This is a genomic window from Shewanella inventionis, from assembly GCF_014641855.1.
GTDB classification, from domain to species: Bacteria; Pseudomonadota; Gammaproteobacteria; order Enterobacterales; family Shewanellaceae; genus Shewanella; species Shewanella inventionis.
On record NZ_BMII01000004.1, the window covers coordinates 82795 to 104924 of the forward strand.

The following is a 22130-nucleotide window of genomic DNA, read 5'->3' on the forward strand; positions in this document are numbered from 1 at the left end:
CGAAGATACCCATACGGCGGATGTAATCGCGGCTATGACCTTCAAAAACATGGATGTTTTCGCAGAGCGCCCATGGATGGGTTTACCGCGTGTCATAGAAGTGATTTCAGTGAGTATCGTTGCCTAACACCCTAGTTTTTTGAATTAGATACCATCTAAAATAGTACCCTACTTTAGTTGACTACTCATGTACTGGTGCAGGCGAAGCGCCACGACGTTAGTGGCCGTAGACCATAAGTAAATAACCACAAAACAAAGCAAAACACCTGGATCCCGGCTCAAAAGCATTACCGGGACGACGTGTGAGTTGGGGCGATATTTGAGTTAAGACGACGAGAAACTAGCTACCAAGCTTTGTCAAAAAATACCTTAGATCGTTCAAACACAAACAAGGTTAAATCGAAGATACCCATACGGCGGATGTCATCGCGGCTATGACCTTCGAAAACATGGATGTTTTCGCAGAGCGCCCAGGGATGGGTTTACCACGTGTCATAGAAGTGATTTCATTGAGTATCGATACCTATTGGTAAAACAAAACCACACACAGTAAATCCTGCACAAAAGTTCAAAGCAAACATGACACCTGGGATCAGGCTCAAAAGCCTTACTATGACGGCGTGATAGTTGGCATGGTGTGATAGTTGGGACGGTGTGAGAGTTAGGACCATGAGAAAGTAGCTAACATGCCTTTGTCACAAATAGTGTGAGTTAAATTTTATAAAAAAATTTAATTGGAACCATGATATTTTCAAATCTTTATTACGCTCGAACATCAGGTTAAAAAGTGCTTAATGAGTATCAAGCCTGTAAGTTTTTATTAGTATTCAACTCACTTAAACAACTCACTTGCACAAAAAGAATCGAAATATTAACGAGACGACACGCGGTAACAACTAAGCTCGGTTAAATTGAACAACTTAAACAAAAAGTGATAGTTCATTGCTGCCTGATTGATTGCTGTTAAAAATTGCCTGTTGATTTTGATAAGGATTGTAACGTTCAGCATTGATGTTTTGGCTGAACATTTTTTGCCCTGAACCTGATGTTGAACTGTGTAACTCATTCACTGAACCCGCTGCAGACGATCTAAGCAGTGAATCAACACTTTTATTGGCAGTTAGCCTTGATTGGCTCGCGGCAAGGGTTATTGCTTCTAATTGATTATCTGACGTTTTAGATGAATCTTTCATAAAAGGTGCTAATGGGTCACTGTTTTCTGCACGATTAAACACATTCCCTAATTGGGTTAATTGCTCGCTATCTTCAATACTCATTACCGACTCTTGACGCTCTACCGCTAAGGCTTGTTTTGCCTCATTCATATTTTGCAATGCTTGAGCCGCAACACGAATATCAGCCATTGAAGGCTGAACAGGTGCCATAGCCGCTGCATACACCTTTTGCATTTTGTTTATCGTTGCTTGTGGATCGCCAGAAACAATTGACACATCGATACTCACCTCACCGTCGACAGCGTAACGCCTTCCATCGGGCCCCTTTTCATACTCATACCGAGGGCTTTGCGCATAACTTCCCCCCACTGCGGCATGGGCTTGCTCATGAGTTTTTACTTCAGAATCACGTTTAGCCAATTCAGCTATTTGCTGGGCTTCGGCTTGTTCAATTAGTTGCTGTTTTTGCTCTATTTGCTTACTAACTTGCTCACGTTGGTCAGTGTTTTTTTGCTCATCCTGAGTGTCTGCTTGTTCATCGACAACAGCTTGTGCATTATCAATGTCACTGACAGCCTGTGGCGTAGCTTGCTCAACAACACTTTGGTTAGGCTCGCCAAATAAGGTAGGTAGCTCTGAATTGACTTGAGACAAACTTTTTGCGGCCTGCGTGACGGGTTGATACTCCTTTATTGCGGTGGCATTTATGTTAGTGAGTCTATTATTAACAGTGCTCCCCTGCCCAGGTTGTTGTAACACTGCGGCAATTGTCATTGGACCACTTTTTAGACTAAAACTGCCGGTGAGATTTACATTATCAACCGCCATTGCCGACTTGCCACCATCAACTGACGCAACAGAAACCTGCTGCCCAAGTAATTGAGCAGCGGGTTGAGAATGAGTCGTTAATGTAGAAGATACAACAGTGGTTGATTGAAGGTTTGATGACTTAGAAACAACAGTAGCAGAAGAATAACTCCCTCTGCCCTGTTGAATAGAAGGACTGACGTTAGATGTAGTTGCGGAAACGATTGCCGCGTTCATGGTTACACTTCGATATCAATCAAGCTGCCAATAGACTCAGAAGCCGCCTCAATCACCTTAGTTGAGGCTTGTGCTTGATTGACCGATTCAGTCGCCGATATTAAAGCCGTAGCAGTATTACTTTGTGATACTGCTTGCGAGCTCAACGTCACAGTGTCTTGTGGTACGGCTGGTTTTTGTTCATCAGGTGTGGCAACTGACGTGGTTGCTTGCGCTAAACCTTGTTGTGCACTTTGCAATCCCTGCATTCCTGAAGCATACGCTGATTGTACTTGCATCATTTGGCTCCTGATGTAAATCGTAAACCTAAAAATAAATTACGTATTTATTATTGCTTAAACCACCCAAAATGTACAGTTTTTAAACAGCAAAATTGATCCGCTTAACTGGTTAACCAAGCCCCTTCCCAGTCTTTCCATAATGGATTGAAACCCCGGTGTTTTAGCGCTAAAACCACCTGGTCAACAGAGCGTTCATCACTAATTTCAAATTGATCAAGTTCAGTCTGTGGGTGTTGATATCCACCGGGCTGTGTTGAGCTACCCGCACTGATATGTGTAATGCCTAAAGGCAATAAATTATCTCGTAAATGGGGTAATTCACGTGTTGATAGACTGATTTCTAACTGGGGGTTAAATAATCGAAAGGCACAGATCATTTGCACAAGGCCTGCATCACTGAGCTCAACTTTAGGCTTAATCCCACCGGTGCAAGGCCGTAACCTGGGTAACGATATGCTGTAGCGGCATCGCCAGTAGTTTTTTTCAAGGTAATCTAAATGATGTGCCATTAGTAACGCATCTAAGCGCCAATCATCTAACCCTAAAAGGACGCCTAAGCCAATTTTATCAATACCGGCTTTGGCAACCCGATCTGGAGTGGTTAAACGATTAATAAAATCTTGCTTTTTACCTCTGGTGTGATGTTTGGCATAGGTCTGTGTACGATAGGTTTCCTGGTAAACCATAACCGCATCGACACCTAGTTTTGCCAAGCGTTGATATTCTGGGGTTTCAAGAGGCTGGATCTCAATTGCCACATGATTAAAATGAGCTTTCACCATAGGCATGATAGCTTCAAAATAACTCGGGCCAACCTTGGTTTCATGCTCGCCAGAAACTAACAACACCGAGTCAAAACCTCTGGCTTTGATAATGGCTATTTCTTGAATTAACTCATCTTGATTTAATGTCTTACGTTTGACTTTATTGCTCATACTAAAGCCGCAATAATCACATTCATTGGCACATAAATTGGAAACATATAACGGGACAAACAACCCCACATTGGCCCCAAATCGCTGCCTTGTTATTGCAGCAGCCTGCTGCGCCATAGGCTCAAGGTAAGCCATGGCTGCCGGTGATAATAGCGCCATTAAACTGCTTAAATCCCCAGCGGGGTTTCGTAATGCGCGCTCCACATCTGTTGCGGTTGCTGAATATAAACGTAGCGATAATGAATCAGGGTTCAATTTAAAAAAAGTATCTGCAAATGTGCTCATCTACTTTCCCCTAAAAAACCCGTTAGTGGACTTGTTGCATAGGCTTGTTGATTAACAGCACCAAGTCCGGCCTCAAAAGCTTGCCTACCAGCAATAACAGCCTGAGCAAAACAATGTGCCATTTTTTGGGGTTGGGCACTGCTTGCAATCGCGGTGTTTACTAACACAGCATCTGCGCCCATTTCCATCGCACGGCACGCTTGTGACGGTGAACCAATACCTGCGTCAACAATAACAGGCACTTTTGCTTGCTCAATGATGATGTGCAAAAAAGTCTCTGTCGCCAGGCCTTGATTACTGCCAATTGGGCTGCCAAGAGGCATTAATGCAGCACAGCCAACATCTTCTAAGCGCCGACACAAAACAGGATCAGCATGCACATATGGCAACACTGTATAGCCTTGCTCACATAAGGTTTGAGCAGCCAATAGCGTTTCGACAGGATCTGGCATGAGGTATTTAGGATCGGGATGAATTTCAAGTTTTACCCATTTGGTTCCTAACAATTCGTATGCTATTTGAGCTGCCAACACAGCTTCTTTAGCATTTCGTGCACCGGCTGTATTTGGCAACAGCTTAACCCCAGAACGTTGAAGCGGTGTCAGTAAATTATCGTGTTCAAGGTGTAAATCAATGCGCTTCATTGCAAGTGTTACCAGTTGCGAACCTGAGCTGGCAAGCGCCGCTAACATAATATCTTGGTGGCTAAATTTACCGGTTCCGGTAAACAATCTGGATGAAAATTGATGATCGGCTATAGTTAACATACTAACCCCCAGCCACAGCAGAAAATAGGCTAATTCTGTCATGTGATTGGCATAGCACATGGGACCAGCGACTTTTAGGAACCACAGCGTCATTAACCACTATGGCGACCGAGTTAGGGCATATGTTTTTTAATATCAATAATTCAGATAAACAGATTTTAGCTGGGAGTGTTTCGTTCGTGCCATTAATTTCTACCCGTAAAAAAGACTGAGTATTAGCTGTTATCATCGTGATTCTCCCGGGCTAAATGTTGTTGTGTAGCCGTGCAAACCTCACAATCTGGATCTCGAACCATTTGTGCGCTTTGCCAGACAAAAGCTTGCGCATCGAACCGATGTAGCTTGCCATAAGCCTTAAAAGTATTGGTGATATGCTGCACACCAAACAAAGCTTGTAAACTCGCGACTACACCTACAGCAGGGCCTAACACCCCTTGTTGAGCGCAATGTTGAGCAAGGTGAATATCTGCCGGGTACAAACAACGATAACAACCGCATTGGTTATGATTAAAATCGATACAAAACACCTGTCCTTGATATGCACTTATCGCCCCACTCACTAGCGTGAGTTTGTGAGCAACGCAAATCTGATTAATTAGCTGTCTTGTTTCAATGTTATCTGTGCAGTCAAACACCACTGCGGCTGTCATTAAGCGCCTTGCCCAAACGTCAAGATGTTGATGGGTTAGTCGGTGAGCAAACACAGTTAACTTGATATTTGAATTAGCCTTAGCTAAGGCGCGTTTGGCGACATTAACTTTTAGCTCACCAAGATCAGAATCAACATAAAGTAGCTGTCTAGGTAGGTTTGACAAGGCTACAACGTCGTTGTCAATTAAGGTCATTGATTTAACTCCAGCGGCAGCAAGATACTGTGCAACCAATTGCCCGAGGCCACCCAGCCCCACAATAACAACGTGACTATTCATTATGGCGAGCTGCCCTGCCTCTCCAATATCGTGCAATAATATGTTGCTTGAATACTGCATATATTGCCGAGCTGATAAGGTATTCATACCGCCTCCTTAATCAAGGCTGAAGGAGTGCATGTGTGGCGACGTCGCGTGAGTTGCAACCATACATGATGCAACTCTCGATAGGCTTGTGCAGGATGCGCAGCCTGAGTTATCGCCCTCACCACAGCAACGTCACCGACCTCGCTTTGAGCCACATCGCTAAGGCAGGCTTTATCAATTCCACCAATGGCGACGGTAGGATAATCTCGGCCCAAAAGACTCACATAGCGTGACAACTTAGCGATCCCCTGGGGTTTTGAAGGCATTTGCTTTGTGGTTGTTGGGTAAATATGGCCAAATGCAATGTATGATGGCGAACATTGATGAGCCAGCAATGCCTCAAAATAACTATGGCTGGAGATCCCTAAGGCCATTCCGGCCTCTGCAAGCGCAGTGAGATTGGCATCAGCAAGATCTTCTTGGCCTAAGTGCACACCAAATGCATGGTGTTTTAGCGCCAATTGCCAATGGTCATTAACGAATAATTGAGCATTACACTCTCTGGCTAAGTGTATGGCTGCTTTAATATCAGTTTCTAGCTGCTCAATCGCTAACTCATCGTTTGCGTCAGTTAATTTGCGGCGAAATTGAACCGTTTTACAGCCCGCACTTAAAACCGCTTTGATTTGCGCTAAAGAGTCAAGCACAGGGTAAACACCCAGAGGCCCACTTAACGCAGCGAATGCTCGCTTGTTATGTGTAATATTATGTTGGTGATAATGGCCAATATGTGGCATTAAGGCTAAGTCTGTTGGCCAAGCTGTTCGCGCCAACACTCCTGGCCCTTGACCGACTACATAGCTGTTTTGAAGCCCTTTAGTGACATAGGCTTTTGCAAGTACAACTGCATCATGAACCACAAAACCATGGGCGCTGAAACTGGCAATAGCCGACGACAATGTGCAACCACTACCATGATGATTAACCGTTGCAACTCTTGGACTTGTTAACGTAAACACCTGATTGTCATGATAAGGACTTGCCCCAAACACACGTTTTGTCACATACACATCCATTGCTTTATTGCCTTGCCATGGTGCATCACCGCCTTTGGCAACGACCTGGCATTGGTATGCTGTCGCTAACCATTGTGCCGCCAAAACCATGTTATGTTCATCATCATCGTGACTTGGTGAAGGTTTAGTTATCGTTACCGCTGAGCATAAACGAAATAACTCATGTTGATTGGGGGTAAGAACACTAATAAGCCCTGAAAATGGCGTAAAATCAATTTGATTAAATACATCACCACTACTGGCAACCATGACAGGATCTAGCACCACAACAGGTAATAGATTTTGTTGTTTGAGTGCACTAAGCCAGCTCGTAATAACATCAACTTGCTGTTGATTGGCTAGTAGGCCAATTTTGATGGCAACTGGAGGCAGATCTGCCCATAAGGTAGCTAATTGCGCCAACAACATTTTGGCCGAAATAGGTTCAACAAGATCTACGCTCACTGAGTTTTGAGCTGTAATGCTGGTAACAACACTACAGCCATGGCAACCCAAATCATTCATCGTTAACAAATCAGCCTGAATACCCGCGCCGCCACCACTGTCTGAACCCGCTATACTCCACACAATGGGGTTACTGCTATGGGGTTTATTCAATATAGTTGATGTCATGATTGAACCTCTTTTGCCAAGCCAGAAAATGACACATCACTCATACTAGACTTACTGCGCTGAGTCACCTCATGATAAAGCGACGAGCCAGTTGCTTTAAATTCAGCAGACTTTTGTGCCATCGCGTCATTCTGATAGGCATTAGCTGACACCACTGAAATGGCTTGCGCTTTTGCACCATCAAGCAAACTGGCATATTCACGCACTTCTTGAGTGATTTTCATTGAGCAAAATTTAGGACCGCACATGGAGCAAAAATGCGCGACTTTAGCAGATTCTTGCGGCAAGGATTCATCGTGATAAGCACGAGCGGTGTCAGGATCTAGACCAAGGTTGTATTGGTCTTGCCAGCGAAACTCAAAGCGCGCTTTAGATAAGGCATTATCGCGTATTTGCGCACCTGGATGTCCTTTTGCAACATCAGCGGCATGAGCTGCAATTTTATAAGCAATTAAGCCTTGTTTTACATCTTCTTTATTGGGTAAACCCAGGTGTTCTTTTGGCGTAACGTAACACAACATTGCTACGCCATACCAAGCCATCATTGCCGCACCAATACCCGAGGTAAAATGATCGTAACCCGGTGCAATATCGGTTGTTTGTGGGCCTAGAGTGTAAAAAGGAGCTTCATCACAGTGTGCTAACTGTTTTTCCATATTGATTTTGATGAGCTGCATTGGCACATGCCCTGGGCCTTCAATAATGGTTTGAACGTCATATTCCCATGCTATTTTGACCAGTTCACCTAGGGTTTCAAGTTCTGCAAATTGAGCTTCATCATTCGCATCTGCGATTGATCCTGGACGCATACCGTCGCCCAATGACAAGGAGACATCATATTGAGCACAGATTTGACAAATATCGCGAAAATGCTCGTATAAAAAGCTTTCTTTATGGTGGCTTAAACACCACTTAGCCATAATTGAACCACCCCTAGACACAATACCTGTCAAGCGTTTTGCCGTCATTGGCACATAACGCAACAACACTCCTGCATGTATCGTAAAGTAATCTACCCCTTGTTCGGCCTGTTCAATAAGCGTGTCTCGAAAAATATCCCAATTAAGTGCTTCTGCAACGCCATTCACTTTCTCAAGTGCTTGATAAATCGGTACCGTACCGATTGGCACAGGCGAATTACGAATGATCCACTCACGGGTTTCATGAATATAGCGCCCCGTCGATAAATCCATAACCGTATCGGCGCCCCAGCGGGTTGACCAAACCAGTTTTTCAACTTCTTCTTCAATTGATGAAGTCACTGCAGAGTTGCCAATATTGGCGTTCACTTTAACCAAAAAATTTCGGCCAATGATCATGGGCTCCGCTTCAGGATGATTAATATTAAGCGGGATAATCGCCCTGCCTCGCGCCACTTCATCACGGACAAACTCTGGAGTGATGCGTAGCCCTATTTGAGCGCCAAAGGCCTCTCCAGGAGATTGTTGTGTGAGTACACTGTCTGTAACAGTTTCACGAGCCATGTTTTCTCTAATGGCAATGTATTCCATTTCTGGGGTAATAATGCCTTTTCGAGCGTAATGCATTTGTGTAACACACTGTCCAAGCTTTGCTCTGCGTGGAGCGTTAAGCACATCAAATCGCAGATGATCTAGGCCGTCATCAGCTAATCGTTGCTGGGTAAACCTTGAACTTGCTCCATCAAGTAGTTCTGTATCTTGGCGTTCATCAATCCATGCTTGGCGAATTTTGGGTAAACCGTTGCGTACATTAATCTCAGCATTGGGATCAGAATAAGCACCTGCGCAGTCATATACCATGATAGGAGGGTTACCTTGTGTGATTGGCTGTTCATCTGTACCGCCAATGATTGTATCGGTTTGAGTTATTTCCCTCATTGAGACATTAATATCTGCACGGCTACCCGATAAGTAGACTTTTTCAGAGTTCGGATGTTGCAGTGGTTTTAAGGTATCAATAAATTGCTGAGCATTAGCTCGTGTTTGGCGACGTGATGTTTGCGACATTAGCAACCTCATAAATATAAGTAGAGTTGCTTGTCTGGAGGGTGTTGATAGCAGAAGTAAACAACAAAATGCTTGCTGTTGTTTACGTCAATAACCAATTAAAAAATGAAAAAGCTGTGTAAAAACCTTGATAACCAACAATACTAGGAATTAAAGGTTAACTTACCGATTTATCTCACATTAATCATCTTCTAAAATCATGATTATTACGCTTGTTTCCTTCGCAGGTTCTAGCCTGATCAGGTTCAACGGATCCCGAATAAACGGTCTCAGCCATAATGGCACTCCGACAAGATGTCACGCAGTATAAGCAAGCTTTGAGGGTAAAAACAAGCCCTATCTCACATCACATCGTTAAACGATAGAAAATTGAAATATATACCGTCAATGCTCAGCCACACCTATCACCTACAGTCATCCTAAAGATTCACCATAGCGTTACCAGGTGCGGCAATTTGTCGCATTCCATCTATTTATTAGCAAGTTATAATTAATTAACAACTTATAAATCGATGAAAATTATTCATCCTAAAAATGATTCGGTGATAATCTTGATAAATAAAAGCCAGCAAACTGTTTATGCTAATAACCGTACACACCTAACTTACTCACCAATCGCTTTCGCAATCATGGTGCTCATATCGCCAAATGCCTTGGCCGAACAAGCTAATATCATTATAGATTCAGACATTGAGCACCTTGAAGTTCACGGACAACAAACAACAAATAAAGATGTAGTAAACTCAGCTGATAAGTTACTGTCAAAACAAGGCGTTGATTTTTCACAGGCAGGAGGCGTATCTGCTTTGCCCATTTTGAATGGTTTGATGGGCGACCGCATTAAAGTATCGATTGATGGCGGTGACATCACATCATCATGCGCGAATCACATGAACCCACCACTGTCATATACAGCGGCAAACCAAATCACTTTAACAGAAGTGATAGCAGGCGTGTCGCCAGTCAGTGCTGGCGGAGATAATATTGCAGGTGTTATTAATGTCACAAGCTTAAACCCGGAGTTTAACCAAACTGAGCAACTAAGCTGGCAAAATGGCAATGTGTCTGCCGGGTATCGCAGCGCAAGTGACACACTGCTGGCAAGTATCAACACACAAATGGCCAGTAAAAACATCAGTTTGAGCTACCAAGGCGCCTATGAGGATGCAAACAGCTATACAGACGGTAATGGCCATAAGGTTCTCGACACGCTTTATCAAGCTCAAAACCATGCACTTATCGCGGCATGGCAAGATGAAACACAACAAGTAGCCCTTAAACTAACTCACCAACACATCCCGTTCCAAGGGTTTGCTAATCAGTATATGGACATGACCAATAACGACAGTTTTGGCGCATTACTTAGATATCAACAAACCCTAGAAAATGATGGCCTATTTAGCGCTCAAGCCAATTGGCACAGTGTCGAACATGAAATGGGATTTTTTACCGCAGAAAAAACCGGCATGATGCCAATGCAAACCTCAGGTAATGATTTTAGCTATCAGCTACATTGGCAATTACCTCTTAGCAACAACCGCACACTATTGCTCGGACAAGAATACTACCTGTACCAACTTAACGATAGCTGGCCAGCCATTGAAGGTTCTACCATGATGGGCCCTAACGACTATATCAATATTAACGATGGTCAGCGTAAGCGCGCGGCCGTGTATGGAGAATGGCAACAGTCCTTCAACAACCAATGGTGGATGTCTGCTGGGGTGCGTTACGAGTACGTATCTACTCGCGCCGGTGATGTGCAAGCCTACAACACCATGAGTATGATGGGAATGACAAATGTTAATGCCCTAGCCGCCAACGAATTTAATCAACTTAATAGACAACGAGACGATCAAATAATAGATGCGACCTGGTTGGTTAAATATCAACTAAATCATAACGAAACCATTGAATTAGGACTAGCGCGAAAAAGTCGAGCACCTAATTTGTATGAACGTTACAGTTGGGGCCAAAGCACAATGGCAACAACCATGATAGGCTGGTATGGCGATGGCAACGGCTATGTAGGGAACCCAGATTTAGTAGAAGAAACCGCCCACACAATAAGTGTAGGTTACACTCTTACAACAGAGGATTATTCAGCCTCTGCCACAACCTGGTATAGCGACATAACAGACTATATTGATGCCGATGTTATCAGTAGCTTCACCCCATCTAATAATCACACACGCAACATATTAGAATTTAATAATGTCGACGCCGCATTATTTGGCGCGAGAATGGATATCAGCTATCAGTTAACTGAAAAAGACGATGGCAACTGGACAATCACATCCAATATCAGCGCCACTCATGGTGAGCGAAACGATACCCATACCCCTTTGTATCAAATTAAGCCATTACAAACAGAGTTAGCCATTGCCCATCAATTGGGACATTGGAAAAACAGCTTAAGCTGGCAATGGGTTGCAACCAAAGAGCGAGTTGACAACAATCGCCTCGAAAACGTTACTGGCAGTTATTCTCTGATTAACTTTACCAGCACGATTGAATGGCAAAACGTCACCATGACAGCTGCAATCAATAATCTACTTGACCATTACTATCAACTGCCTCTTGGCGGGGTCAGTATTGCCAACTATAAACAAGATAACACTCAAGGATTTGAACAAATGGCAGGTACAGGGCGATCTATCGACCTTAGTGTCAGCTATAAATTTTAGCCAACACACTGTAATTCAGTTTTAAAATGGCAAGTGAATGACAGCCTAACCTTATTAAAGGCTGACGAAAACTTATAACACTAGTCGTGTCATATCAGCAATATAAAAAGCCTCTACAACAATGTAGAGGCTTCGTTATTTGGCACAGCGGACGCTGATGTTGTAAGAGTGAACCCACGACGCTCTGCTATCTTCCACCTAGCTATCGAGCTAAAAGAATAAATAAAAAAGACCAATAAAAAAGCCCTTACATTTCTGTAAAGGCTTCGTTATTTGGCACAGCGGACGCTGATGTTGTAAAAGTGAACCCGCGACGCTCTGTTATCTTCCACCTAGCTATCGAGCTATCTAAATATCTAACTATCTAACTAACTATCTATCGAGCTAAAAGAATAAATAAAAAAGCCCTTACATTTCTGTAAAGGCTTCGTTATTTGGCGTAGCGGACGCTGATGTTGTAAGAGTGAACCCGCGACGCTCTGTTATCTTCCACCTAGCTATCGAGCTATCTAACTAACTATCTATCGAGCTAAAGGAATAAATAAAAAAGCCCTTACATTTCTGTAAAGGCTTCGTTATTTGGCACAGCGGACGCTGATGTTGTAATAGTGAACCCGCGACGCTCTGTTATCTTCCACCTAGCTATCGAGCTATCGAGCTATCGAGCTATCGAGCTATCTAAATATCTAAATATCTAACTATCTATCGAGCTAAAAGAATAAATAAAAAAGCCCTTACATTTCTGTAAAGGCTTCGTTATTTGGCGGAGCGGACGGGACTCGAACCCGCGACCCCCGGCGTGACAGGCCGGTATTCTAACCAACTGAACTACCGCTCCAAAACGGTTTGTATACACTTAATAAAAATAACAACTTTTCAATTATCTATTTTATTAAGTGCAAACAGTTACTTGATTGGCGGAGCGGACGGGACTCGAACCCGCGACCCCCGGCGTGACAGGCCGGTATTCTAACCAACTGAACTACCGCTCCACTCAAGTGCGATGAATAATAAAGTTGTGATAATTAATCGTCAACTGTTTTTTAATTGTTTTGACTCGATTAGCTAAAAAACAAACAGAAATTAGTTTTTAGTACAAAATTCAAACATTAATCTGATAACACAGAGAAGATTAATGTTTATCGTCAGGCATAGTTAAATCGATGTCATCTAAATCTAAGCTTTCAAGTTGACTTGGCTCAGCCTTTTGTTCTTTTGGCGGATTTTGTTTTAAGCGTTCTTCAGCTGCGGCCATTGCTTTAGCTAATGTTTGACGCTTACGCCACACCACAATCCCAATAATGCCGACAATAAATAACACACCATTGACCACAATAATCCAAAAAATAGCATTATCTTTAGCTATTTGCTCTTCTATTGCGGCTTGTTCGGCAGCTTGCTCAGCAAGTTCTTCAGCAGTTGGTCCTGGCTTGGGCGGCTCAATTAAATTAAAAAACATCTCAGGCAAATGAAGTACAATTTCTCGCCCTTCTACAGTAGTGGAAACAACACTGCCTTTGACTCGGTAACTCCCATATTCAGTCACTTTAGGTAAATACAATATCTGTTCTGCACTGGTCATGTTTTGCAATGAAATAGGTACCTGTAAACCTGCTGGGCCGACAAGTTCAAACTCAAAATGAGTTTCTGCAAGTAAAACTTGGCTTTCATCTACGGTTAACTGTATCTGCCAGATACCCTTTAGTGGATCATTATTGGGCACCATTTCAGCGGTAATAGGCTGTTTCGATAACTTAAATGGCATCACATATTCACGCTCAAACACGTTGTTGCGTGCTGTGACGGTCAACGTATAGTGACCTGTGGGTTGTTCAAGATTTTGGGCGCCGGTAAATATTCCATCATCAGGCGCTTCATCTAATTCTTCACCATTGTCTTTATAAGCCCCAACAATAATGGTGCCTGTGGCAAAATTATCATCTCCAGCAATATGTTGACTGGTAAAACGCGAAGTCCATTCAACCATGTATTCTAAGCCTGGCATTCTCATGGTTAAATTGTCGCCCAGCAATCTGGCTGTGATCTTAAGACGCTCACCCTGAAACAGTGGTTGTGGCAAGGGTTGTACTTCAATGTCGAGTTTAGAGATTTTTTGAATAGTTGAGCCTTCAGTTACTTGCCCAAGTAACTGCCAAGGACCTGGCATGGGGTTTTCTATTTGGATCATGTCTGCAGAAATGCCATCAACCCATTTTACATTTTGCGGATGACGTGTTGAATACCATTTGCTTCCATCAGGTAACACCACAACCACTGGCGCAGAACCATAATCGCGCTGTATCACTAACGTTAAGCTTTCCACCATATAATCAATACGAAATCGATTTTTAAGCTCAGCGGCAAGTGAAGCCTTAACGGGGGCCGCCAATGCACTCGATTGCCAAGCCATAATCGGGCTTAGTAATAATAAAACAACTAAGGTAATGTGACGTGAAAGGCTAACAATCATAAAGGTGGGATTACCCTCTCCAAAGACATTTTCCAGACTTGGCAATGAGGTCAAGTCGTTGTTCGTGTAATACTAATTCATCGGCCGTAGCCCCAACTACTTTAAGATTAAACGCTGCTGTGTCGATTTTTTTTATCCCACCCGCTTCTTGACCGGCCTTTTCATTAGACAAATTAAACTTAATTTGTCCACCCGTCATAATTAAGTATACATCAGCTAGAATTTCAGCATCTAGCAATGCTCCGTGATAGGTTCTACGACTATTATCGATACCGTAACGCTTACACAAAGCATCAAGGTTATTTTTTTGCCCTGGATGCAAGCGCTTGGCAATGGCTAAACTGTCTAAAATAGAGCAAATATCTTTGGTTTTAGGCCCGACAGGATTGAGCTTAGAAAACTCATGATCCATAAAGCTAACGTCGAAGCTTGCGTTGTGTGCAACAATTTCAGCACCATCAATGAAGTCTATGAAATCTTGAGCGATTTGATGAAACCTAGGTTCATGTGCAACACGCTCATTAGTAATACCATGCACCTGAATGGCTTCTTCATCAATAGCTTGGCCCGGATTGATATACTGATGGTAAGTGCGTCCCGTTAATCGGCGGTTAATCACTTCAACACAACCAATTTCTATAATTCTATGGCCTATATAAACTGGACCACCAGCCTGATTCATACCTGTTGTTTCGGTATCGAGAATAACTTGGCGACTCGCACTTGAAATAATGTTCATAATTTTTACTCTTTAAGCCCTCGCCCCTAACTAAATTAAGTATACTGGCGTGAATATTTTGCTATGGTAACAATTTGATGGCCGAACTCAAACAGCTGTATATCTTTACCGATGGATCATGTTTAGGCAATCCAGGATATGGCGGTTATGGTGTGGTAATGAAATACAAAAATCACACCCATGAAATAGCCGACGGTTTTGCATTAACAACCAATAATCGCATGGAATTACTGGCTCCCATTATTGCGCTTGAAGCCTTATATGAGCCTTGCAACATCATCCTAACCAGTGACAGCCAATATATGCGTCAAGGCATTACATCCTGGATCCATGGTTGGAAAAAGAAAGGCTGGATAACCTCAACCAAACAACCAGTAAAAAATGTTGATCTATGGAAACGTTTAGACGCTGTCAGTCAACTACACCGTATTGATTGGCGCTGGGTTAAAGGCCATGCTGGACATAAAGAAAATGAACGATGCGACACATTAGCCAGACAAGCTGCAGAAGCCAAACCAAAGCAAGTCGATGAGGGTTATCAACCTTAAGCTGGCATTGTCTGAGCACCACGCATTAACCTTCGATGATATTATCAAGTCAATGCGCTTTTTACTCAAGCGAACACCAATCACAACAAAGCCAAAAAAACGTTGGAGGCTGGATATCGCTTGAGCAAAAGTGATACTAGCGTTTTGACAAACCAGAGCGCCCCGCAGTTGGGGCTGTAGCCCAGTTGGGTGCGCTGATCTTAGATTTATCTCGTATAGGTGTTAAAGGCACTGTGAGTTTACGAGCCACAATCACATATACACTGCCTGTGCCCGGTAACCAATTGGCTAAACTTTTTTGCCACCAGGGATGCTGTTCTGGCTGACGGCTTACAGGCCCGAGTAGTGAATGATGCATTAAACGCTCATCTGCAAGCACTTGATACCCTAATAAGCCGAGCCAGTCTTTCACTCTGGACGGCATAAAAAACTGGCCACTCCACGGGAGTTGACCTTGATACTTGGGTAAAATTTTGCCCGCAAAAACTGGACTCACAGGGTTAAAGCCCACAATAAATATATAACCACTATTGATGAGTACGCGGTCAAACTCACGTAAAATTTGATATGGATTTTGTTCAAACTCTAATAAAAAACAACTTATCACAGCGTCAATAACATGTTGCTGTAATGGTAAATAATGAGGATCAGCTTGAATATTGGCGTCTTGTCCTTTAAATGAGGAATAATGACGAGCAATAGAGCAGTTCATTGTATTAATTTGACTGCTTAACGCACCGACTTTAAGTAAATGATAGCCAAAAATACGTGGCCACCAAGGAGCAAGAGCTGCTTCAATTTCAGCCTGCAACACCTCACCAAAAGGCAAGTCTAGCCAATGTTGCGGTACTAACCTAGGTTCGGTCACGGTTACTCCTCTGTCTCATTAATCTTAACGTAACCAGCATAGCACTTGATGTGATTTGGTTTTATCCGTTACCCTAACAGATAAATCAACTTCACTCGAGCCAGATTATGTTTAAGGTACATACCATTGCAGCATTTAAAGACAACTATATTTGGTTAATACATCAAATAGGTAGCTCTAAAGCCTATGTCGTCGACCCTGGTTGTGCTCAGAGTGTAATTGACTATTTAGCCACCACAACATTAAATCTAGTTGGTGTGTTAATTACCCATCATCATAGTGATCACACTGGTGGGATAGCACAATTACAACAGCATTTTGATCATCGTCTTGTTGTTTATGGCCCAAGTAACGAGCAAATTGCAGGGCTCACAGAGTCGCTATCAATCAACATAAACACCACGATAGACATTAGCCATTTGGGTAACGTACAAGTCTTTGCAGTACCTGGCCATACCTTAGGACACATCGCATATTATATCGATAACAAGCTCTTTTGCGGCGATACATTATTTAGTGGCGGTTGCGGTCGCTTATTTGAAGGCACACCTAATCAAATGCTGCAGTCGCTTAAAATGTTAGCCCAGTTACCCGACAATACTGAAGTGTATTGTGCTCACGAATATACCCGAGCAAATCTTAATTTTGCCCAACAAGTGACTCCTAACAATATCGAGTTGAACAAATATTCACAAAAAGTCGATCAATTACGCTCACAAAACATCCCTTCCATACCTAGCACAATTGCCATAGAAAAAGCGATAAACCCCTTCCTACGATGTCATATAAATGAGACTCAAGTCGCAATATCGAACGAATACAAAATACCAAATATAGATGAAATACAAACATTTACACTTATGCGAGAGTGGAAAAATAACTTTTAGCCCAACATGAAAACACTTTAATAAGACAAGCCAAATGTTTTAATCTACAATGCAAAACTGAACTAAAGCATGACCAAAAGAGTCTCATAGGCATTTGGTATGTTCGATCCCTATTTTAAGGCCTGAGAACTTGAGGAAGTGTATCTTCAATGAAAGTAAATTTATTCATTATTGCCGGCACCATAGTGGCGGTAACTGGGTGTCAGACACTCCAAACGTCAACTGTCCAAACAGACAATGAACCAACTAAAGTTGCACTAAAGGCAAAAAGCAAAAAATCGGCTACCGTTACACTTGATGAAATAGAAGAGCAAGTGGCAGAGGTAAACAATTTGTGGTTGCGGATCAGCAAACAAATGTCATTGCCTACGGTCGATAATGCTCTTGTGATGCAATACAAGCAATGGTATCTGGATAATCCAAAGCATTTAGAAATTATCACCCAACGTGCAAGTCCATTTTTATACTATATCGTTGAACAACTCGAAGAACGCAATCTACCAATAGAACTTGCCTTGTTACCTATTGTAGAAAGCGGTTTCGATCCCTTAGCTTATTCGAGTAGCCATGCATCAGGTTTATGGCAATTAACACCGCAAACCGCGTTGTCTTTTGGTGTCAAAACTAACTGGTGGTTTGATGGCCGACAAGATGTTGCATCATCAACGAAGGCAGCTCTAGATTTACTCCAATACTTATACCCTAAAATGGACAATAACTGGTTTTACACGATTGCAGCGTATAATTCTGGTGAAGGCCGCTTACTCAATGCCATTAAACGCAACAAGGCTAAAGGCAAGGCCGCCGATTTTTGGTCGCTATCATTACCAAAAGAAACCGCTCATTATGTGCCGCAATTACTTGCACTGGCAGATGTCATTAAGCATGCCGATAAATATGGCATAACATTAACGCCAATTGAAAATACACCGCAAATTGAAGTGGTTAATATTGAAAGTCAGCTTGATATTAATTTAGCCGCTGATCTAGCTCAAATCGACATCGTCGACTTAAAAGCGATTAATCCAGGTTTAAAGCGTTGGGCAACAGCTCCACAAGGCCCACATCAGCTAATCGTACCAAGCGATAAAGCAGCAACCTTTAAACGTGCATTAGCCACTATTGAGCCAGAATCACGCATTAACTGGGTACGCTACAAAATTAAATCTGGTGATAGCATTAGCCGTATTGCCGATCAATTTGAAACCACAGAAACACTTATTCGCAGCAGTAACGGCATTAAAGGCAACAATATCATTGCTGGTAAGTTCTTGATTATCCCTGTGGCAATCAAAGATCCTGATTTAGCAACCATGACAGCTGACCAAATTCTCGCTCGAAAAGCCGTCGTGAAATCTAGCCCTAACAAGCAGACTTATACGATTAAATCTGGTGATTCGTTATGGAAAATTGCGCAATCTCAACAAGTCTCTGTTGCTCAATTAATGAAGTGGAATAACCTTAAGCAACAATCAACATTAACTGTGGGTAAAAATCTTGTTATTTATCCTAATGAAGTTACCGCTAATACTAGCGGAACAGAGAAAACCGTAAACTACCGCGTTAAATCTGGTGATTCTCTAGCACGTATCGCGACGAAATATAAAGTGACCGTTGCTGAGTTAATTGAATGGAACAGTTTACAAAATAGTAAATTAATTCAACCAGGCCAAATCTTGAAATTGATTGTCACGAATAGTTAGAAACCATCAATTATTTAAGACATAAAAACGGACAAGATAAAACTTGTCCGTTTTTGTTTGTAATACCTATCAGGATAAATAAGTCATCAGAAATTATAGGATAAATCGCTTAAAATAAGGCAGAAATTGCAGCAAGCGAGTTGTTCTACCGTCAAAATTTCTAACAACATTATAAGCGATGTTAACCAGTAAGAATGATCACATTCTTGTGCTGATTGGTATCATTACGTTCGAATCATTATGACATTAGGGTTAATGGTTTAAATTCCTAGCTTTTTAAACAAGCCCTCTTTAAGCTTTTCTTTTGCTTTGTCTGCTTCGTCTTTAAATTGGCCTTCTAACAACGCTTTAGTATCTATGCCAAATTTAGGGTCTTGAAACGTCCCTTTAATTGTTACTGGTATATCAACCCCTTTAAGAGACTCATCAACGCCTTCTCCTTGACCTACTAGCGAACCAACAACACTTGTGGTTAACGAATAGTCTAACGTTTCAGTTGCAATATTAGCTAACCCATTACCTTTTAAACGAATAAGCGGTGACGCCATCGCAAGATCAGGGTTCGTTACAACCGCATCTTTAATGCTAAAACTGCCGGTTAAACTGGTAAAATCAGTTTTCAATTCTTCTTTGTTATCGGCAGATAAATCACCTTGTAGCTTTTGTTGTGCGCTACGGATCATTTGCGGGATATTTACTCCGTACAATGAACCATCAGACACCTCAAACTGGCCAGCAGCATCAAGATTTTGTTTGAGTTTTTCAGGGATTAAACTAAACCCATTGCCTTTAACTTGAAAGCTGGCTTTACCAGAAAGTAAATCAACTTCAGCGGCATCCTTTAATAAAGGACGAATATTAACGCCCGTCAATACTTTTTCAAACTGGTATGTTGGCACAGCTTTACGACCATCAAGCTTGGCTGTCAATGCAAGTTTGCCTTCATACAAATCAGCCGTTAATGACGATAGCGTTAGCACACCTTTATTAATAGCCATGTTTAATTGCCAATTTTGCGTCAACAAATTACTGACTTTAATCGACTTTGCAGAGAGTTTTACATTGGCATCGATAGTGTTAAACACTGATAAATCCGGTTCAACACCCTGAGCGGCCTCACTATCGGTCGAACTCGTTTCGGCTTGGTTTTCTTGTGGAGGAAAAAGTGCATCAACATCAATATCGCCAGCATCTAAGGACATCACAATTTTAGGAATACTGTTTGCGTAATTCACCTTAATATTACCAGTAGCTGCAATATCCATTGCACTGAGCTTTGTAAGCTGTAATTCAATGGTTTTTGCATCTAATGCCATGACCACTTGAGTTGTCATGTCGGCTGTAACCAACTGATTAGGTAAACTGTCGCCTTGCGCTTTATGGCTCATGATAAAATCATTAATGGTGACTTGTTTCAACGCTTGGTCAATTTTAAGCTGTCCTTTACCTGATGAAGTCACGGCCATGTCTGGTAACGCAGCCGAAAACTCGTAAGCAAAGTCTGCCAATTTACCCAAACTAAATTCACCTAATGTAAAACTTTTTAGGCTAAAAGTTTGAGTTGTATTTGTTGCCATATCAATTAAATTGATATTGGTGTTTGTCAACGCTACGCCACCGATATCGAGTGTTTGCAACGACATTGCTGCTTTTGTATCTTTTGATGCTGACGGTGCTTGTGTGTTGCTAGCGCCCTCACCGGTTAAGCCGTCAAAGCTTGTTTCACCATTTTTTTGTGTCACTAGATTTAACGTTAATCCATCGAGTTTTAATAACTCAACTTCAATCTGTTGACTAAACAATGGCATTAATGCCACATTCGCAACCGCTTCGTTAACATCTAACATTGATGCGGGGGTAAAATTTTCTGGGTTTGAAAGTGAGATACCACCAAGTTTGATCCCTAAAGAGGGAAATACACTCCAACTGAGATCATCTGTAATCTGTAAATCTCGACCCGTTTGCTTTTTAACAGCATCGACAATTTGCGGTTTAAAATTGTTAAGGTCAAAAAACATTGTTAAGTAAACAGTAATGCCTACAACCAGTGTTAGCATAATCGCTAATAACCACTTTACTAGTTTCATTGTTATTTCCTTATTTGAATTTTTCTATTGTAAAATAGACAAATCTAATGCTTGCTGGCTCACAGCTATGCCATTGAGATCGGCATAAATCATCATCCCTGGTGCAACGTTAACCCCTGCAATTTCGATAATAACATTGACTTCACCTACATCTTTTTTGTCTGTTTTAATCGGGTTCGTGCCTAAAGCTTGTACCCCAATTTGCAGGGTAGCGAGCGTGCCAACATCACGCACACAGCCTTGAATAATGATACCTTCCCAGCCATTTTTCACAGCATTGAGGGCTATCATGTCCCCTAAAAGCGCGCGTCTTGTTGACCCGCCACCATCTACAACGAGTACTTTGCCATGACCCGCTTTGGCTAGCTCAGATTTAACCATTGAATTATCTTCAAAACATTTAACCGTCACCACTTCGCCAAAAAATATCGGCTTTGCGCCATAAGATCGCCACGCAGATGACAATAATGTCAATTGTTCAGGGTAATGGTCGAATAAGTCAGGTAATAGATCGTGCATAAGTCCTCCTTGAAAATCAGAATCTTAGGTTACTGATAAATAAGCAACTGAACAAGTTTTGTTAATTATTGATAATCTAGCGTTTGCTTTTTACCTAAATCAACTAGGCGAGAGGTGACTTAGTAGTCAAATATGAATATAATCCCAAAAAATAACGTAGACAATCATACTTATGAGCAACGATTTAAATTTACAACAAATGATGAATGCGTTTGACGAATTAGATTTTGAACAACGCACAACTTCAAACCTTGAAAATGCCCGTAATAAACAACAAATGACAGCGTATATCAATTCGCTAGATTACAGTTTACGGCGTTTGTTGATTTTACAAGAGTCGGTCAATGCGATTGTTGAACAAAAGCAAGCCGATCTTATTAAACAAGAGCATATTCAAACTTATAAGACGAAAATAATTAATTTATCGCGCCAATATAATATTTCATATCAAGATGTCATTAATATTATGGCCCAGCTTTCACACCAATAGATGATTGGCATTT

Annotated in this window: 17 protein-coding genes, 2 tRNA genes, 1 pseudogene and 1 riboswitch; of the genes and pseudogenes, 5 read left to right on the forward strand and 15 right to left on the reverse strand. The window is 42.0% G+C overall.

Annotation, left to right across the window (positions count from 1 at the left end):
• Positions 1–1250 precede the first annotated feature (1250 nt).
• The 8 genes and pseudogenes from IEW93_RS03380 to thiC form a co-directional block, all read right to left on the reverse strand.
• Positions 1251–2219, reverse strand: a pseudogene (locus IEW93_RS03380) (putative metalloprotease CJM1_0395 family protein); the annotation flags it as partial.
• 2 nt (positions 2220–2221) lie between these two features.
• Positions 2222–2497 (reverse strand): chemotaxis protein, encoded by a 276-nt coding sequence (locus IEW93_RS03385; RefSeq protein WP_188737082.1) that lies wholly within the window; start codon positions 2495–2497, stop codon positions 2222–2224.
• Positions 2498–2601: 104 nt separating this feature from the next.
• Positions 2602–3720: a 2-iminoacetate synthase ThiH gene (thiH, locus tag IEW93_RS03390; RefSeq protein WP_188736921.1), complete on the reverse strand. Its 1119-nt coding sequence runs from the start codon at positions 3718–3720 to the stop codon at positions 2602–2604.
• Positions 3717–4487 (reverse strand): thiazole synthase, encoded by a 771-nt coding sequence (locus IEW93_RS03395; RefSeq protein ID WP_188736923.1) that lies wholly within the window; start codon positions 4485–4487, stop codon positions 3717–3719. The genes thiH and IEW93_RS03395 overlap by 4 nt, the downstream gene beginning before the upstream one ends.
• 1 nt (position 4488) lies before the next feature.
• On the reverse strand, positions 4489–4716 hold the full coding sequence (gene thiS, locus IEW93_RS03400; RefSeq protein WP_188736925.1) for a sulfur carrier protein ThiS: 228 nt from the start codon (positions 4714–4716) through the stop codon (positions 4489–4491).
• The gene (locus tag IEW93_RS03405) at positions 4703–5503 is read right to left on the reverse strand and encodes a HesA/MoeB/ThiF family protein (protein WP_188736927.1); all 801 of its coding nucleotides are present in this window, start codon (positions 5501–5503) and stop codon (positions 4703–4705) included. The genes thiS and IEW93_RS03405 overlap by 14 nt, the downstream gene beginning before the upstream one ends.
• Positions 5500–7131 (reverse strand): bifunctional hydroxymethylpyrimidine kinase/phosphomethylpyrimidine kinase, encoded by a 1632-nt coding sequence (locus IEW93_RS03410; protein WP_188736929.1) that lies wholly within the window; start codon positions 7129–7131, stop codon positions 5500–5502. The genes IEW93_RS03405 and IEW93_RS03410 overlap by 4 nt, the downstream gene beginning before the upstream one ends.
• Positions 7128–9119 (reverse strand): phosphomethylpyrimidine synthase ThiC, encoded by a 1992-nt coding sequence (gene thiC, locus IEW93_RS03415; RefSeq protein WP_188736931.1) that lies wholly within the window; start codon positions 9117–9119, stop codon positions 7128–7130. The genes IEW93_RS03410 and thiC overlap by 4 nt, the downstream gene beginning before the upstream one ends.
• 199 nt (positions 9120–9318) lie before the next feature.
• Positions 9319–9418, reverse strand: a riboswitch (TPP riboswitch).
• A 330-nt stretch (positions 9419–9748) separates the two neighbouring features.
• Between thiC and IEW93_RS03420 the strand changes: the two genes are divergently transcribed.
• Positions 9749–11806: a TonB-dependent receptor gene (locus IEW93_RS03420; protein ID WP_229706592.1), complete on the forward strand. Its 2058-nt coding sequence runs from the start codon at positions 9749–9751 to the stop codon at positions 11804–11806.
• Positions 11807–12567: 761 nt separating this feature from the next.
• Here IEW93_RS03420 and IEW93_RS03425 read toward each other — a convergent pair.
• The 4 genes from IEW93_RS03425 to dnaQ all read right to left on the reverse strand — a co-directional run bounded on the left by IEW93_RS03425 (position 12568) and on the right by dnaQ (position 15015).
• Positions 12568–12644 (reverse strand) — tRNA-Asp (locus IEW93_RS03425).
• A gap of 77 nt (positions 12645–12721) precedes the next feature.
• Positions 12722–12798, reverse strand: a tRNA-Asp gene (locus IEW93_RS03430).
• Positions 12799–12938: 140 nt separating this feature from the next.
• Positions 12939–14276, reverse strand: coding sequence for a TIGR03503 family protein (locus IEW93_RS03435; protein WP_188736935.1), 1338 nt, complete (start codon positions 14274–14276; stop codon positions 12939–12941).
• Between the two features lie 10 nt (positions 14277–14286).
• Positions 14287–15015, reverse strand: a complete 729-nt coding sequence (gene dnaQ / locus IEW93_RS03440; RefSeq protein WP_188736938.1) for a DNA polymerase III subunit epsilon — start codon at positions 15013–15015, stop codon at positions 14287–14289.
• 77 nt (positions 15016–15092) lie between these two features.
• Between dnaQ and rnhA the strand changes: the two genes are divergently transcribed.
• Positions 15093–15563 carry a ribonuclease HI gene (rnhA, locus tag IEW93_RS03445; RefSeq protein ID WP_188736940.1) on the forward strand — a complete coding sequence of 157 codons (471 nt, stop codon included), beginning with the start codon at positions 15093–15095 and terminating at the stop codon, positions 15561–15563.
• 136 nt (positions 15564–15699) lie between these two features.
• Here the strand turns inward: rnhA and IEW93_RS03450 are convergent, their stop codons facing one another.
• Positions 15700–16431 (reverse strand): methyltransferase domain-containing protein, encoded by a 732-nt coding sequence (locus tag IEW93_RS03450; RefSeq protein ID WP_188736942.1) that lies wholly within the window; start codon positions 16429–16431, stop codon positions 15700–15702.
• A 107-nt stretch (positions 16432–16538) separates the two neighbouring features.
• On the opposite strand from IEW93_RS03450, the gene gloB reads away from it, so the two are divergent.
• Positions 16539–17318: a hydroxyacylglutathione hydrolase gene (gene gloB / locus IEW93_RS03455; RefSeq protein ID WP_188736944.1), complete on the forward strand. Its 780-nt coding sequence runs from the start codon at positions 16539–16541 to the stop codon at positions 17316–17318.
• Positions 17319–17467: 149 nt separating this feature from the next.
• Positions 17468–19021, forward strand: a complete 1554-nt coding sequence (locus IEW93_RS03460; RefSeq protein ID WP_188736946.1) for a lytic transglycosylase — start codon at positions 17468–17470, stop codon at positions 19019–19021.
• A 260-nt stretch (positions 19022–19281) separates the two neighbouring features.
• On the opposite strand, the gene IEW93_RS03465 is transcribed toward IEW93_RS03460, so the two are convergent.
• Together IEW93_RS03465 and IEW93_RS03470 are read right to left on the reverse strand one after the other, a co-directional pair.
• Entirely contained in the window at positions 19282–21108 is a 1827-nt protein-coding gene (locus tag IEW93_RS03465; protein WP_188736948.1) for an AsmA family protein, read from the reverse strand.
• Positions 21109–21132: 24 nt separating this feature from the next.
• Positions 21133–21627 carry a putative 4-hydroxy-4-methyl-2-oxoglutarate aldolase gene (locus IEW93_RS03470; protein WP_188736950.1) on the reverse strand — a complete coding sequence of 165 codons (495 nt, stop codon included), beginning with the start codon at positions 21625–21627 and terminating at the stop codon, positions 21133–21135.
• A 172-nt stretch (positions 21628–21799) separates the two neighbouring features.
• On the opposite strand from IEW93_RS03470, the gene IEW93_RS03475 reads away from it, so the two are divergent.
• Entirely contained in the window at positions 21800–22117 is a 318-nt protein-coding gene (locus IEW93_RS03475; RefSeq protein ID WP_188736952.1) for a hypothetical protein, read from the forward strand.
• The last annotated feature ends 13 nt before the right edge of the window (positions 22118–22130 follow it).